We start from the raw sequence: 13,086 nt of genomic DNA, 5'->3' as shown, positions 1-13,086 counted from the left end.
GGCCTGGCCATCAGTGATGGTGGCCAGCATGGCAAATCGGGCAAAAAACTTGGCAAATCGCTCAGATAGTCGGGTTTTCTGCCGTTAAAGAGACTGCGTGTGATCTGGATCACATTGTGTGTGCTTAACTGGCCACATTGCAGGCACAATGCCATCTCTTTGATATGACGGGTCGGAGCTTACCCTTGCCGCGTTCTTCCGCTGTACGTTTCAGCCATTTCCTACCTTCACTGCTGTTGTTACTCGCGGGGTTGGCGGCTGCGTACGTCAAAGACCTCAACGTGTTTTTCACCTCGCTGTTCAACGTGCTGCCGACGTTGGTGCTGTTGTTGGGTGGCGCTTATTGCGCGGTTTACCGACGTCAGCGCGAACTGTTTCTGATGCTTACGGTGTACATCGCCTACTTTCTGCTCGATACCCAGACCGACTATTACCGCGACAACGGCAAGGTCCGCGAAGACGCTGCAGTGGTCTTCCACCTCGTCTGTTTGCTGCTTCCGTTGTTGTTTGGCCTGTTCGCGGCGTGGCAGGAGCGCACGCATCTGTTTCAGGACATGGTCGCGCGGTTCGCCGTGTTGCTGGCCTTCGGCAGTGTGGCGTTGGGCCTTGAGCAAAGTTATCCCCAGGCATTGTTGATCTGGCTGTCGGAGATCCGCTGGCCGGCGCTGCACGGCGCGTGGATGAGCCTGATCCAGCTGTCCTATCCGGTGTTTATCTCGGCGTTCGTGCTCCTGGCCTGGCAATACTGGCGCAATCCGCGCCCGCTGCATGCGGCGCAACTGGTCGGCCTGCTCGGGGTGTTCTGGATGTTGCCGAAAACCTTCATCCTGCCGTTTACCCTGAACATCATGTGCAGCCAGGTCATGTTGATGATTGCCGCTGCGGTTGCGCACGAGGCTTATCAAATGGCCTTCCGCGACGAACTCACCGGTCTGCCGGGACGCCGCGCACTCAACGAGCGCATGCAGCGACTTGGCCGCAACTACGTGCTGGCGATGAGCGACGTCGACCACTTCAAGAAATTCAACGACACCCACGGTCACGATGTCGGTGACCAGGTACTGCGTCTGGTCGCCAGCAAGCTGTCGAAAATCAGCGGGGGCGGTAGGGCGTATCGCTACGGTGGTGAGGAATTTGCCCTGGTGTTTGCAGGCAAAACCCTTGAAGAATGCATGCCGCATCTTGAGGTGATCCGCGAGTCGATTGCTTCCTACAGCATTCAATTGCGCAATCAGGAAAACCGTCCACAGGATGACCAACAGGGTCGTCAGCGCCGCGCCGGCTCGGGTGCTTCCAGCGTATCGGTGACGGTGAGCATCGGCGTCGCTGAGCGAGTGGAGCAGCGCAACCCGGAACAAGTGCTCAAGTCAGCTGACGAGGCGCTCTACGCTGCAAAAGGTGCGGGGCGTAACTGCGTGATGGCATACGGACAAAACCGTCGCGGTGCAGTACGCATGGACACGGCCGCAGGTTGAGTGATGACGGCGCATTCAGCGTCTGCACAATGATTGTTTGGCGTGGTGGCCGGCAGTAGGTTGAGGAAATCTGCTGACGGAGAAGCCACCATGCCTGAGTACAAAGCTCCCCTGCGCGATATGCGCTTTTTGATCGACCACGTCTTCGACTTCCACGCCAATTACGCCAGCCTCGGCGCGGACGACGCTAGCCCGGACATGATCAACGCGATCCTTGAAGAAGGCGCGAAGTTCTGTGAGAACGTACTCGCACCGCTCAATCGCAGCGGTGACGAAGAGGGCTGCCATTTCGACAACGGTGTGGTGACAACGCCTACAGGCTTCAAGCAGGCTTTCGCACAATACGTGGAGGGTGGCTGGCACGGTCTGGCGGCGGATCCGGTTTACGGTGGCCAAGGCCTGCCGAGTTCGCTGGGATTGGTGATCAGCGAAATGGTCGGCTCCAGCAACACGTCCTGGGGCATGTACCCGGGCCTGACCCACGGCGCGATGTCGGCAATCCATGCCCACGGCACTGCCGAACAAAAAGAAACTTACCTGAGCAAACTCACCGCCGGGCAATGGACCGGCACCATGTGCCTGACCGAAGCCCATTGCGGCACCGACCTGGGCATCATCAAGACCCGCGCCGTGCCTCAGGCCGACGGTAGCTACGCGGTCACCGGCAGCAAGATTTTCATCTCTGCCGGCGAGCACGACATGAGCGACAACATCATCCATCTGGTGTTGGCGAAACTGCCGGATGCACCGGCCGGGACTAAGGGCATCTCGCTGTTTATCGTGCCGAAGTTCTTGCCGGATACGGCAGGCGAGGCGGGCGCGCGCAATGGTGTGTCCTGCGGTTCGATCGAACACAAGATGGGTATCAAGGCGTCGGCCACTTGCGTACTCAACTTCGACGGCGCCAAGGGCTTTTTGATCGGCGAGCCGAACAAGGGCCTGAACTGCATGTTCACCATGATGAACCACGCGCGGCTCGGCACCGGCATGCAGGGGTTGTGTCTGGGCGAGGCGAGCTTCCAGGGTGCGATCAAATACGCCAACGACCGCTTGCAGATGCGCTCGTTGACCGGCGCCAAAGCCCCCGACAAAGCGGCCGACCCGATCATCGTCCACCCGGATGTGCGGCGCATGCTGCTGACCATGAAGGCCTTCAACGAAGGCAATCGCGCGCTGACCTATTTCACCGCACAACTGCTCGATGTCGCGCACCTGAGCAGCGACGCCGAGGCGCGGCAGGAGGCGGAAGACCTGTTGGCATTCCTCACGCCGATCTGCAAGGCGTTCATGACTGACACCGGGCTGGAAGTGACCAACCACGGCATGCAGATATTTGGCGGCCACGGATTTATTCGCGAATGGGGCATGGAGCAACTGGTGCGCGATTGCCGGATTGCGCCGATCTATGAGGGCACCAACGGCATTCAGGCGCTGGATCTGCTGGGGCGCAAGGTGCTGGGCAGTCAGGGCAAATTGCTGCGCGGTTTTACCAAAATCGTCCACAAGCTTTGCGCGGCCAACGCCGAGCATCCGCAGTTGGGCAGTTTTGTTGCGCAGCTCAACGAGCTGAATCAGCAGTGGGGCGACCTGACCATGAAGGTCGGCATGGCGGCCATGAAGAACCCTGATGAAGTGGGCGCGGCGTCGGTGGATTACCTGATGTACAGCGGTTACATCATTCTCGGGTACCTTTGGTTGCGCATGGCGTTGGTGGCACAGGCGCAACTGGACGCGGGCGAGGGTGAGGCTGATTACCTGCGGGGCAAATTGGCGACGTGCGAGTTTTACTTCAAACGCTTGTTGCCGCGTACGGCTGCGCATCGGGCGGCGATTGAGGCGGGGAGTGAGTGTTTGATGAAGTTGCCGGCGGAGTTGTTTGCGCTTTAGGGAAGATCAAAAAATCGCAGCCAGCGGCAGCTCCACAGGGAATCTGGGGTTGGCGGGGCTGCAATTTTTTGCGGTGACTAAAAATAACAAATCGGTCACCGGTTGACCCTATGTGTCGCAAAAGTTGTTGGGGTACACTCAGGCCCAGAAAACATCATTCCACGAATCACCTGTTTAGATCTTGCGAGGTTTGCCATGGCTGACTACAAAGCGCCGCTGCGCGATATGCGCTTCGTCCTCAATGAAGTGTTCGAAGTCGCCAAACTCTGGGCCGAACTGCCGGCGCTGGCCGAGACCGTCGACGCCGAAACTGTTGAAGCCATTCTCGAAGAGGCCGGCAAGGTCACCAGCAAAAGCATCGCGCCGCTGAGCCGCGCCGCTGACGAAGAAGGTTGCCATTGGGCTGACGGTGCTGTCACCACCCCGGCCGGTTTCCCACAGGCTTATCAGACGTATGCCGAAGGTGGCTGGGTCGGCGTTGGCGGTGATCCGGCCTACGGCGGCATGGGCATGCCCAAAGCCGTGTCGGCGCAGGTTGAAGAAATGGTCAACTCCGCCAGCCTGTCCTTCGGTCTGTACCCGATGCTGACCGCCGGCGCCTGCCTGTCGATCAACGCCCACGCCAGTGAAGAGCTGAAAGCCGCGTACCTGCCGAACATGTACGCCGGCGTCTGGGCAGGTTCCATGTGCCTGACCGAGCCGCACGCCGGCACCGACCTGGGGATCATTCGTACCAAGGCCGAGCCTCAGGCCGACGGTTCCTACAAGGTCAGTGGCACCAAGATCTTCATCACCGGTGGCGAACACGACCTCACCGAAAACATCATTCACTTGGTGCTGGCGAAACTGCCGGACGCCCCGGCGGGCCCGAAGGGCATCTCGCTGTTCCTCGTGCCGAAATTCATGGTCAATGCCGATGGCAGCTTGGGCGCACGCAACCCGGCGACCTGCGGTTCGATCGAACACAAGATGGGCATCCAGGCGTCCGCGACCTGCGTGATGAACTTCGACGAAGCCGTCGGTTATCTGGTCGGCGAGCCGAACAAAGGCCTGGCCGCGATGTTCACCATGATGAACTACGAGCGTCTGGGCGTCGGCATTCAAGGCCTGGCCACCGGCGAGCGCTCGTACCAGAACGCCGTTGAATACGCCCGCGACCGTCTGCAAAGCCGTTCTCCGACCGGCGCGCAGAACAAAGACAAGGTCGCTGACCCGATCATCGTCCATCCGGACGTGCGGCGCATGCTGCTGACCATGAAAGCCTCGAACGAAGGCGGCCGGGCGTTCTCCACTTACGTGGCGATGCAACTCGACACCGCCAAGTTCAGCGAAGACGCCACCACCCGTAAGCGTGCGGAAGATCTGGTCGCGTTGCTGACGCCGGTGGCCAAAGCGTTCCTCACCGATCTCGGTCTGGAAACCACCGTACACGGCCAGCAGATTTTCGGCGGCCACGGCTATATCCGCGAGTGGGGCCAGGAGCAATTGGTGCGTGACGTGCGCATCACCCAGATCTATGAAGGCACCAACGGCATTCAGGCGCTGGACCTGGTCGGGCGCAAGATCGTTGGCAGCGGCGGCGCGTTCTACAAGCTGTTCGCCGACGAGATTCGCCACTTCACCGCTACCGCCAGTGCCGATCTGGGCGAATTCACCAAGCCGCTAAACGATGCCGTCGACACCCTCGACGAGCTGACGTCGTGGCTGCTGGATCGGGCGAAAAACAACCCGAACGAAATCGGCGCAGCGTCGGTCGAATATCTGCAAGCGTTTGGATACGTTTCTTACGCCTACATGTGGGCATTGATGGCCAAAGCCTCATTGGGCAAAGAAGCGCAGGACGATTTCTATGCCAGCAAGCTCGGCACTGCGCGCTTCTACTTCGCCCGTCTGCTGCCGCGAATTCACTCGTTGAGCGCGTCAGTGAAGGCCGGTAGCGAGTCGCTGTTCCTGCTGGATGCGGCGCAATTCTGATGCGATAGCGTCATGTAAGCATTCTCTTACATGACGTGCTGCTGTTCTCCCATATGCGTAGATTGGATCCACGGCTAATCTACATTTCATGGACGTCGCGCAGGAAGCGCAAAGCAACAACACGGACACGTAGGATTCTGCCAGGGTGGCGGAGTGAAATGGATGTCAGGGAAACAGTCTGCAAAGCCCCGCTTCGGCGGGGTTTTCTTTTGCCTGAAGAAAAGTGCTCAGACCAAAGGATCTCTCTCTGGCCGCACTTTACGCTCCATCACTTCCTCCAGCAATGTCTGCAACAGCGCCAAAGGCGCCTGCTGACGCTGCACATCGCGACAGACCAACCCAACCTTCAGCGGCACCCGTGGCTCGCTCAGCGGTTTCCACAGCAGATCCTGATCGTCGTATTCCTTCTGTGAACGCCCCGGCAGCACCGTCGCCAGTTTGGTGTGCGGCAGACTGTCGAGAATCCCCACCATATTGTTCAGCTCTGCCTGCACCTGTGGACGTCGCCCCAGAGCGGTCAGTTGCGCCTGCCAGATCTGGCGGATCTGGAATTCTTCGCCCAGCAGCAACATCGGCAGTTCGGCAGCCTGGCGCATCGAGACTTTCTTGAATTCACGCAATGGATGATCCGCCGGGATCACCAGCGTCAGTTCATCTTCGTAGAGCATCACGCCGTGCAGACCCGGTTGGCGCGGCGGTAGATAACTGATGCCAATGTCCAAAGAACCATTTAGCAAACGCCGCTCGATCTCAAGTCCAGTCAATTCATAAATCTGCACCACCAGATGTGGCTGCGCCTTGCGCACCCGCTCAAGCATTTGCGGCACCAGACTGGTGTGCACCGTTTGCAGCACGCCGATTGCCAGTGTGCGCAAGGCCTGGCCCTTGAAGTTGCCCAATGCCTCGCGCGCCCGTTGCAATCCATCAAGCAATGGCAAGGCATGGTTGTACAGCGTGTGCGCGGCGAGAGTTGGCAGCAGGCGTTTGCTGCTGCGTTCGAACAGAGTGACGTCGAGGTTTTGCTCGAGTTGGCGGATCTGCTGTGAGAGTGCCGGTTGCGAGATAGACAGGCGCTCGGCAGCGCGGCCGACATGACCTTCTTCGTAGACCGCGACGAAATAACGCAGTTGTTTGAAATCCATAAGTAACGCTTATCGAAAATGCTGGGAAATCGAAATGGCCCGCAGGCGTCAGTGCGCCTAGTCTAACCGCATTCACAAGGCTTGCAGGGCCAGAAAGCGCGATGAATAGCGTTCGCTTCGACAGTGTTTGCATAGGCAGTTCAAAAAACCTCGAACGAGGTTTTTTCCAATGAATCTGTTCAGTTTGCGGCGCCAGACGCCGAGTCTGGATGACCTCGCTTTCGAGGCCAATCCTTCTGATCACAGCGAGAATCTGAGCGCCGAGCGCTTGATGCCCAGCATCGAACGGCCGCAGCAGGTGTTCGTCCGGGGGCAGGGTTCGTGGTTGTGGGACAGTAACGACCGCGCGTACCTCGATTTTTCCCAGGCCGGCGGTGCCAACAGCCTTGGCCACAGCCCCTCGGCATTGGTCAAAGCCATCAGCAGCCAGGCTCAGGCGCTGATCAACCCCGGTTTCAATCTGCATAATCGCGGCATGCTCAGCCTCGCCGAGCGTCTGTGCGCCGCCACTTCCAGCGATCAGGCGTACTTGCTCAACAGCGGCAGCGAAGCCTGTGAAGCGGCGATCAAACTGGCGCGCAAGTGGGGGCAACTGCATCGCGGCGGTGCCTCGCGGATTATTGTCGCGAATCAGGGTTGTCACGGTCGCAGTCTGGCGACAATTTCCGCTTCCGATAGCTGCAACCTGCACAACCGGTTTGCGCCGTTGCTGCCGGGTTTCGATCCGGTGCCGTTCAACGATTTGCCGGCGCTGCACGCGGCGGTTGATGCGCAGACCGTGGCGATCATGCTGGAACCGATTCAAAGCGATGCCGGGGTTATGCCTGCCACCGAGCATTACCTCAAAGGTGTTGAGCGCCTGTGCCGTGAACTGGGCATTCTGCTGATCCTCGACGAAGTGCAAACCGGCATCGGTCGGTGCGGCTCTTTGCTCGCTGAGCAGTCCTATGGCGTGCGCGCGGATATCGTCGTGCTCGGCAAAGGACTTGGCGGTGGAGTGCCATTGGCGGCGCTGCTGGCGCGGGGCAAAGCGTGCTGTTTCGAGGCGGGCGAACTCGGTGGTACGCATCACGGCAACGCGCTGATGACAGCGGCCGGTTTAGTGGTGCTCGACAGCGTGCACGACCGCAGCTTTCTCCAGCAGGTCAACGACAACGGCCAGCATCTGCGCGAGGGCCTGGCCCGATTGGCGCACCGCTATGACCACGGCGAATTGCGTGGACAAGGCCTGTTCTACGGACTGACCCTGTCGGACGATTCCGCCGACGCCGTAGTCCACGCCGCCCTTCACGAAGGCCTGCTGCTCAACGCCCCGCAAGCCAACTGCCTGCGCTTCACCCCGGCACTCACGGTCAGCAAAGCGAACATCGACGAAATGCTCCTGCGCCTGGGGCGCGCCTTCTCGCGAGTGCGCACCGCACTGCTCGCGAATGGGCAACTCGCCTTTGAACGGGGCGCGGTGATCAGTCCGCCAACCCCATCACCCGCCGATAGAACTTCCACTCCTGCTCCAGCGCATGCGCCTGATTGGCCGCGCGGCGGAAGCCGTGGCGCTCGTCGGGGTAGTAATGCGCTTCGACCGGGATGCCGTTCTGCTCGAGTGCCGTGACCATGTCGCGGGTCTGTTGCGGGACAACGACCGCGTCCAGTTCACCTTGAAAGAAGATTACCGGCACGCGGATGTTTTTTGCGTGCAATAGCGGCGTGCGGGCCGCGTAGCGTTCGGCGTCCTGCTCGGGATCACCGATCAGCCAGTCCAGATAATCCCCTTCGAACTTGTGCGTCGCCCGGCCCAGCGCGACCGGATCGCTGACGCCGTAGAGGCTGGCGCCGGCGCGGAAAACCTGTTTGAACGCCAGCGCGCACAACGTGGTGTATCCGCCCGCGCTGCCGCCACGAATGAATGCGCGTTCACCGTCGATCAAACCCTGCTCGGCGAGATAGCTCACAACCGCACAAGCGTCCTCGACATCCACCTCACCCCAGCTCAGGTACAAGGCCTGGCGATATTCCCGGCCATATCCGCTGCTGCCGCGATAGTTGAGATCAGCGACGGCGAAGCCGCGTTGCGTCCAGTATTGGATGCGCGGGTCGAGCATCGGGTAGCAGGCCGACGTCGGGCCGCCGTGGATGAATACCACCAGCGGTGGTTTCGTCTCGCCGCTCATGGCTGGATAAAAGAACCCGTGAGCGTGGCCTGAACCACTTGGGTAGCGCAGTGTTTGCGGACGACTGATGCGCTCAGCAGGCAAGGGCGCCACGCCACCCACCAGCACGTTCACTTCTCGCGTGGTTCGATCAATGGCGATGACCGCCGAAGGACTGATCGGTGAGGCGGCGATGCAGTAGATAAATCGCTCATCCACAGCGAGATGACGGAAGCGGCTGTAGTCACCAGTGAAATCTTCGTCACCGAGCGTCAGGCGACCAAAACCACCTTCGCTCCAGCTCGCCAAAAACGCATTATCAACAGGCAGCCAAGTGCAGCCGCCCAATTGCCAAGGCGCCGGAGCGTGATCGGCTTGCGCAGAAGGCAATGGCTCCAAACCGTCGGAAGTCTCAACCCACGGTTGCCAGAATCCACCGCGATCAGTCAGGCAATACAGCCGACCTTCATCATCAAATCGCGGCTGTTGAATGGACTCTTCAATCTCGGCGCCAGCCACGCAGCGCGGCGAACTGAATGCACCGTCTGCCAGGCGCTCAGCCACCATCAGTCGAGTCGATGTCCACGGCTGATGCGGCCGGCTCCACTCGATCCAGGCTAAACGCTGGCCATCCGGGCTGATAGTTGGCGCAGCATAAAAATCCGCGCCCTCAACCAACAAATGCCGCGTTCCGTCAGCCAGATCGATTGCTACGAGCCGATGCTGATCTTGCTGTTCTTCGACCGCCAGCACTTGGCCGAAAGCAAAATGCAGATCGCCATAACGGCACTCACCCGAGGTCAATGCTTGCGGCTCGCCACCGAGCTTCTGGCGGTACAACTGCTGATCCGCCTCTGCAACGAAAACCACCCCGTCCGGCGTCAGACAAAACGCACCACCGCCATATTCGTACACGCGACTGCGCACGCTGAAGCCATTCGGCGTCAAACATTTCGCCACGCCATTGCGCCAGTGCCAGATCCGGCACGCGGCATCTTCCGGACGATACTCATTCCAGAACAGCCCATTGGCGCCGAGCTGCAACTCCGCGAAGTCCATGCCGGCAGCGACGGCTTGCGAGGCGCTGAAAGGCTCAGCCCTTGGCGATGAGGCGTGAGTTTCGTTCATTGCGAAAGGCCAATTGTTCGATGGTTTGAGTGGCGGTCTCGGCTTCTTCGCGGGCCTTGAGGATCACGCCGTGATGTTCGGATTTGCTGCAAACCGGGTCTGCGTTGCTTGCATCACCGGTGAGCATGAACGCTTGGCAGCGGCAGCCGCCGAAGTCCTTTTCTTTTTCATCGCAGGAACGGCACGGCTCGGGCATCCAGTCGTAACCGCGAAAGCGGTTGAAGCCGAACGAGTCGTACCAGATGTGCTGCATGCTGTGATCGCGCACATTGGGAAACTGAACTGGCATTTGCCGGGCACCATGGCAGGGCAGGGCGGTGCCATCCGGCGTGACTGTCAGAAAGATACTGCCCCAGCCGTTCATGCAGGCTTTCGGGCGTTCTTCGTAGTAATCCGGGGTGACGAAAATCAGCTTGCACGGATGCCCCTCGGCTTCCAGTTTCGCCCGATATTCGTTGGTGATGCGTTCGGCGCGCACCAGTTGCTCTTTGGTCGGCAACAGGCCGACACGATTGAGCTGCGCCCAACCGTAGAACTGGCAAGTGGCGAGCTCGACGAAGTCGGCTTCCAGGGCGATGCACAGCTCGATGATGCGGTCGATCTTGTCGATGTTGTGCCGATGGGTGACGAAGTTCAGCACCATCGGATAACCGTGGGCCTTCACCGCGCGGGCCATTTCCAGCTTCTGCGCGAAGGCTTTTTTCGAGCCGGCGAGCAGATTGTTCACTTGCTCGTCACTGGCCTGAAAACTGATCTGGATGTGATCGAGGCCAGCCTTCTTGAAGTCGCTGATTTTCTGCTCGGTCAGGCCGATGCCGGAGGTGATCAGGTTGGTGTAGAAACCCAACTGCCGCGCTTCATGAATCAGCTCGGCGAGATCTTGACGCACCAGCGGCTCACCACCGGAAAAGCCCAATTGCGCTGCGCCCATCTCCCGCGCTTCGCGGAACACCTTGATCCACTGCTCGGTACTCAGCTCTTTGCCCTGCTCGGCGAAATCCAGTGGATTCGAGCAGTACGGGCACTGCAGCGGGCAGCGGTAGGTCAGTTCGGCGAGCAGCCACAGCGGCAGGCCGACTTCAGGCTTGGGCGGCAGATCAGGCAAGTTCGATCCAGTGCTGCGCACGGGCAACCTCCATGAATTGCTCGATGTCGTCACCGAGCTCGGGCACGCCGGGGAATTGCTCATTGAGCTTGGCGATGATTGCCGCGACATCGCTCTGACCGTCAATCAAACCGCCGATCAGCGCGGCAGATTCATTGAGTTTGATCATGCCTTCCGGATAAAGCAGCACATGACCTTTCTGCGCCGGTTCGTACTGGAAGCGGTAGCCGGGACGCCAGGTCGGGACTTTGCTGCGATCAAAACTCATAAGGTGATTCCTTTATGCCAGACGCGTTGTTCGGTGACGCTGTGATACGGCGGGCGGTTCAGTTCGTAGGCCATGCTCATGGCATCGAGCATGCTCCAAAGAATGTCCAGTTTGAACTGGAGAATTTCCAGCATGCGCTCCTGGCCTTCGCGGGTCTTGTAGTGCTCGAGCGTGATCGCCAGACCATGCTCGACATCACGCCGGGCCTGACCGAGGCGGGTGCGGAAGTATTCGTAACCGGCCGGATCGATCCACGGGTAATGCTGTGGCCAGCTGTCGAGGCGCGACTGGTGAATCTGCGGCGCGAACAGTTCAGTCAGCGAGCTGCTGGCGGCTTCCTGCCAACTGGCGCGACGGGCGAAGTTGACGTAAGCGTCGACGGCGAAACGTACGCCGGGCAGTACCAGTTCCTGGGAACGCAGTTGATCCGGGTCGAGACCGACCGCTTGACCGAGGCGCAGCCAGGCTTCGATGCCGCCGTCTTCACCGGGGGCGCCGTCGTGGTCGAGCAGACGTTGAATCCACTCGCGGCGGATTTCCCGATCGGGGCAGTTGGCGAGGATGGCCGCGTCTTTCAGGGGGATGTTCACCTGGTAGTAGAAGCGGTTGGCGACCCAGCCCTGGATCTGCTCGCGAGTGGCGCGGCCTTCATACATCGCCACGTGATACGGGTGGTAGATGTGGTAGTAGGCGCCTTTGGCGCGCAGGGCCGCTTCGAATTCGGCGGGGGACATTGGCGTGTCAGTCATTGCGGTTCTCCGGGGAACAACCGTTGGAATCCTGGGTATCTATTCGGACGCCTTCGCGAGCAAGCTCGCTCCCACAGGGTTTGTGAACGCCACAGATCCAATGTGGGAGCGAGCTTGCTCGCGAAGAGGCCGGTCGCTACAGCACAATACTCATGCCATCAAACGCCACTTCAACATTACGTCTCGCCAGTTCGGCACGCTCCGGCGAATCTTCATCGAGAATCGGATTGGTGTTGTTGATGTGGATAAGCACTTTGCGCTGTTCTGGCAGTTGCTCCAGCACTTCCAGCATGCCGCCAGGGCCGTTTTGCGCCAGATGACCCATCTCACGACCGGTGCGAGTGCCAACGCCACGGCGCTGCATTTCATCGTCATCCCACATCGTGCCGTCGACCAACAGGCAATCGCTGCCGGCCATGATCTCCAGCAATGGCGCATCAACCTTGCCCAGACCCGGCGCATAGAACAATTTACCGCCAGTGTTCAGGTCTTCAACGATCAGACCAATGTTGTCGCCCGGATGCGGATCGAAGCGGTGCGGCGAGTACGGCGGCGCGGCGCTGCGCAATGGCAGCGGGGTGAAGCGCAGGTTCGGGCACGCGGCCACGGTGAAACTCTGGTCGAGTTCGATGCGGTTCCAGTCCAGCCCGCCGTTCCAGTGGGCGAGCATCTTGAACAGCGGGAAACCGGTGCTGAGGTCTTCGTGAACCATGTCCGTGCACCAGACCTGATGCGGGCAGCCTTCGCGCAGGCTGAGCAGACCGGTGGTGTGGTCGATCTGGCTGTCCATCAGGATGATCGCGCTGATGCCGGTGTCACGCAGGGCGCGGCCCGGTTGCATCGGAGCGAAGCTTTGCAGCTGCGCGCGGATGTCTGGCGAGGCGTTGCACAGCACCCAGTTCACGCCGTCATCGGAAATCGCGATGGACGATTGGGTGCGGGCCTTGGCATTCAGGCTGCCGTCGCGAAAACCTGCACAGTTGACGCAGTTGCAGTTCCACTGCGGAAAACCGCCGCCAGCGGCCGAACCCAGAATCTGGACGAACATGAACACTCCATCATTTCAACGCGGAAAATAAAACGCCCCGGCGAGCCGAGGCGTTGCACTGCAATTCTACGTAAGCAGAACTCAGCGGCTGGCGAAGTACATGGTGACTTCGAAGCCGATACGCAGGTCGGTGTAAGCAGGTTTTGTCCAGGACATGGGTGTC

Annotated in this window: 10 protein-coding genes and 1 pseudogene; 4 read left to right on the top strand and 7 right to left on the bottom strand. The window is 59.9% G+C overall.

Annotated elements, in window-relative coordinates; genetic code table 11:
* Positions 1-185 precede the first annotated feature (185 nt).
* The 3 genes from L8H52_RS23750 to L8H52_RS23740 all read left to right on the top strand — a co-directional run bounded on the left by L8H52_RS23750 (position 186) and on the right by L8H52_RS23740 (position 5,336).
* Positions 186-1,475 carry a GGDEF domain-containing protein gene (locus L8H52_RS23750; protein ID WP_242208969.1) on the top strand — a complete coding sequence of 430 codons (1,290 nt, stop codon included), beginning with the start codon at positions 186-188 and terminating at the stop codon, positions 1,473-1,475.
* A 90-nt stretch (positions 1,476-1,565) separates the two neighbouring features.
* Positions 1,566-3,362, top strand: a complete 1,797-nt coding sequence (locus tag L8H52_RS23745; protein ID WP_242208968.1) for an acyl-CoA dehydrogenase C-terminal domain-containing protein — start codon at positions 1,566-1,568, stop codon at positions 3,360-3,362.
* Between the two features lie 195 nt (positions 3,363-3,557).
* Positions 3,558-5,336 carry an acyl-CoA dehydrogenase C-terminal domain-containing protein gene (locus tag L8H52_RS23740; RefSeq protein ID WP_242208967.1) on the top strand — a complete coding sequence of 593 codons (1,779 nt, stop codon included), beginning with the start codon at positions 3,558-3,560 and terminating at the stop codon, positions 5,334-5,336.
* Positions 5,337-5,563: 227 nt separating this feature from the next.
* Here the strand turns inward: L8H52_RS23740 and L8H52_RS23735 are convergent, their stop codons facing one another.
* The gene (locus L8H52_RS23735) at positions 5,564-6,478 is read right to left on the bottom strand and encodes a LysR family transcriptional regulator (RefSeq protein WP_242208966.1); all 915 of its coding nucleotides are present in this window, start codon (positions 6,476-6,478) and stop codon (positions 5,564-5,566) included.
* A gap of 169 nt (positions 6,479-6,647) precedes the next feature.
* Here L8H52_RS23735 and L8H52_RS23730 point away from each other — a divergent pair.
* Positions 6,648-7,898, top strand: a pseudogene (locus tag L8H52_RS23730) (aminotransferase class III-fold pyridoxal phosphate-dependent enzyme); the annotation flags it as partial.
* Between the two features lie 43 nt (positions 7,899-7,941).
* On the opposite strand, the gene L8H52_RS23725 reads toward L8H52_RS23730, so the two are convergent.
* The 6 genes from L8H52_RS23725 to pqqA form a co-directional block, all read right to left on the bottom strand.
* Entirely contained in the window at positions 7,942-9,753 is a 1,812-nt protein-coding gene (locus L8H52_RS23725) for a S9 family peptidase (RefSeq protein ID WP_242208965.1), read from the bottom strand.
* On the bottom strand, positions 9,719-10,879 hold the full coding sequence (gene pqqE / locus L8H52_RS23720; RefSeq protein ID WP_095122580.1) for a pyrroloquinoline quinone biosynthesis protein PqqE: 1,161 nt from the start codon (positions 10,877-10,879) through the stop codon (positions 9,719-9,721). The genes L8H52_RS23725 and pqqE overlap by 35 nt, the downstream gene beginning before the upstream one ends.
* Entirely contained in the window at positions 10,851-11,126 is a 276-nt protein-coding gene (gene pqqD / locus L8H52_RS23715; protein ID WP_242208964.1) for a pyrroloquinoline quinone biosynthesis peptide chaperone PqqD, read from the bottom strand. Before pqqD ends, pqqE begins: the two co-directional genes overlap by 29 nt.
* A complete protein-coding gene (pqqC, locus tag L8H52_RS23710) occupies positions 11,123-11,875 on the bottom strand; it encodes a pyrroloquinoline-quinone synthase PqqC (protein WP_064365278.1) in 753 nt (250 codons plus the stop codon). Before pqqC ends, pqqD begins: the two co-directional genes overlap by 4 nt.
* A gap of 136 nt (positions 11,876-12,011) precedes the next feature.
* Positions 12,012-12,923: a pyrroloquinoline quinone biosynthesis protein PqqB gene (gene pqqB / locus L8H52_RS23705; protein WP_242208963.1), complete on the bottom strand. Its 912-nt coding sequence runs from the start codon at positions 12,921-12,923 to the stop codon at positions 12,012-12,014.
* 81 nt (positions 12,924-13,004) lie between these two features.
* Entirely contained in the window at positions 13,005-13,079 is a 75-nt protein-coding gene (gene pqqA, locus L8H52_RS23700) for a pyrroloquinoline quinone precursor peptide PqqA (protein WP_003422658.1), read from the bottom strand.
* Positions 13,080-13,086 lie beyond the last annotated feature (7 nt).

Origin of the sequence: Pseudomonas sp. CROZ-RG-20F-R04-15, assembly GCF_022662375.1 — a bacterium.
GTDB lineage: Bacteria > Pseudomonadota > Gammaproteobacteria > Pseudomonadales > Pseudomonadaceae > Aquipseudomonas.
The sequence above is the reverse complement of the archived record's forward strand: the minus strand, read 5'-3'. Positions and strand labels throughout refer to the sequence as shown.

Bases quoted from the DNA above. Each gene is read 5' to 3' on its own strand.
- L8H52_RS23745 (WP_242208968.1), top strand. From the start codon at position 1,566: ATGCCTGAGTACAAAGCTCCCCTGCGCGATATGCGCTTTTTGATCGAC.
- L8H52_RS23740 (WP_242208967.1), top strand. From the start codon at position 3,558: ATGGCTGACTACAAAGCGCCGCTGCGCGATATGCGCTTCGTCCTCAAT.
- L8H52_RS23735 (WP_242208966.1), bottom strand. From the start codon at position 6,478: ATGGATTTCAAACAACTGCGTTATTTCGTCGCGGTCTACGAAGAAGGT.
- L8H52_RS23725 (WP_242208965.1), bottom strand. From the start codon at position 9,753: ATGAACGAAACTCACGCCTCATCGCCAAGGGCTGAGCCTTTCAGCGCC.
- pqqD (WP_242208964.1), bottom strand. From the start codon at position 11,126: ATGAGTTTTGATCGCAGCAAAGTCCCGACCTGGCGTCCCGGCTACCGC.
- pqqC (WP_064365278.1), bottom strand. From the start codon at position 11,875: ATGACTGACACGCCAATGTCCCCCGCCGAATTCGAAGCGGCCCTGCGC.
- pqqB (WP_242208963.1), bottom strand. From the start codon at position 12,923: ATGTTCGTCCAGATTCTGGGTTCGGCCGCTGGCGGCGGTTTTCCGCAG.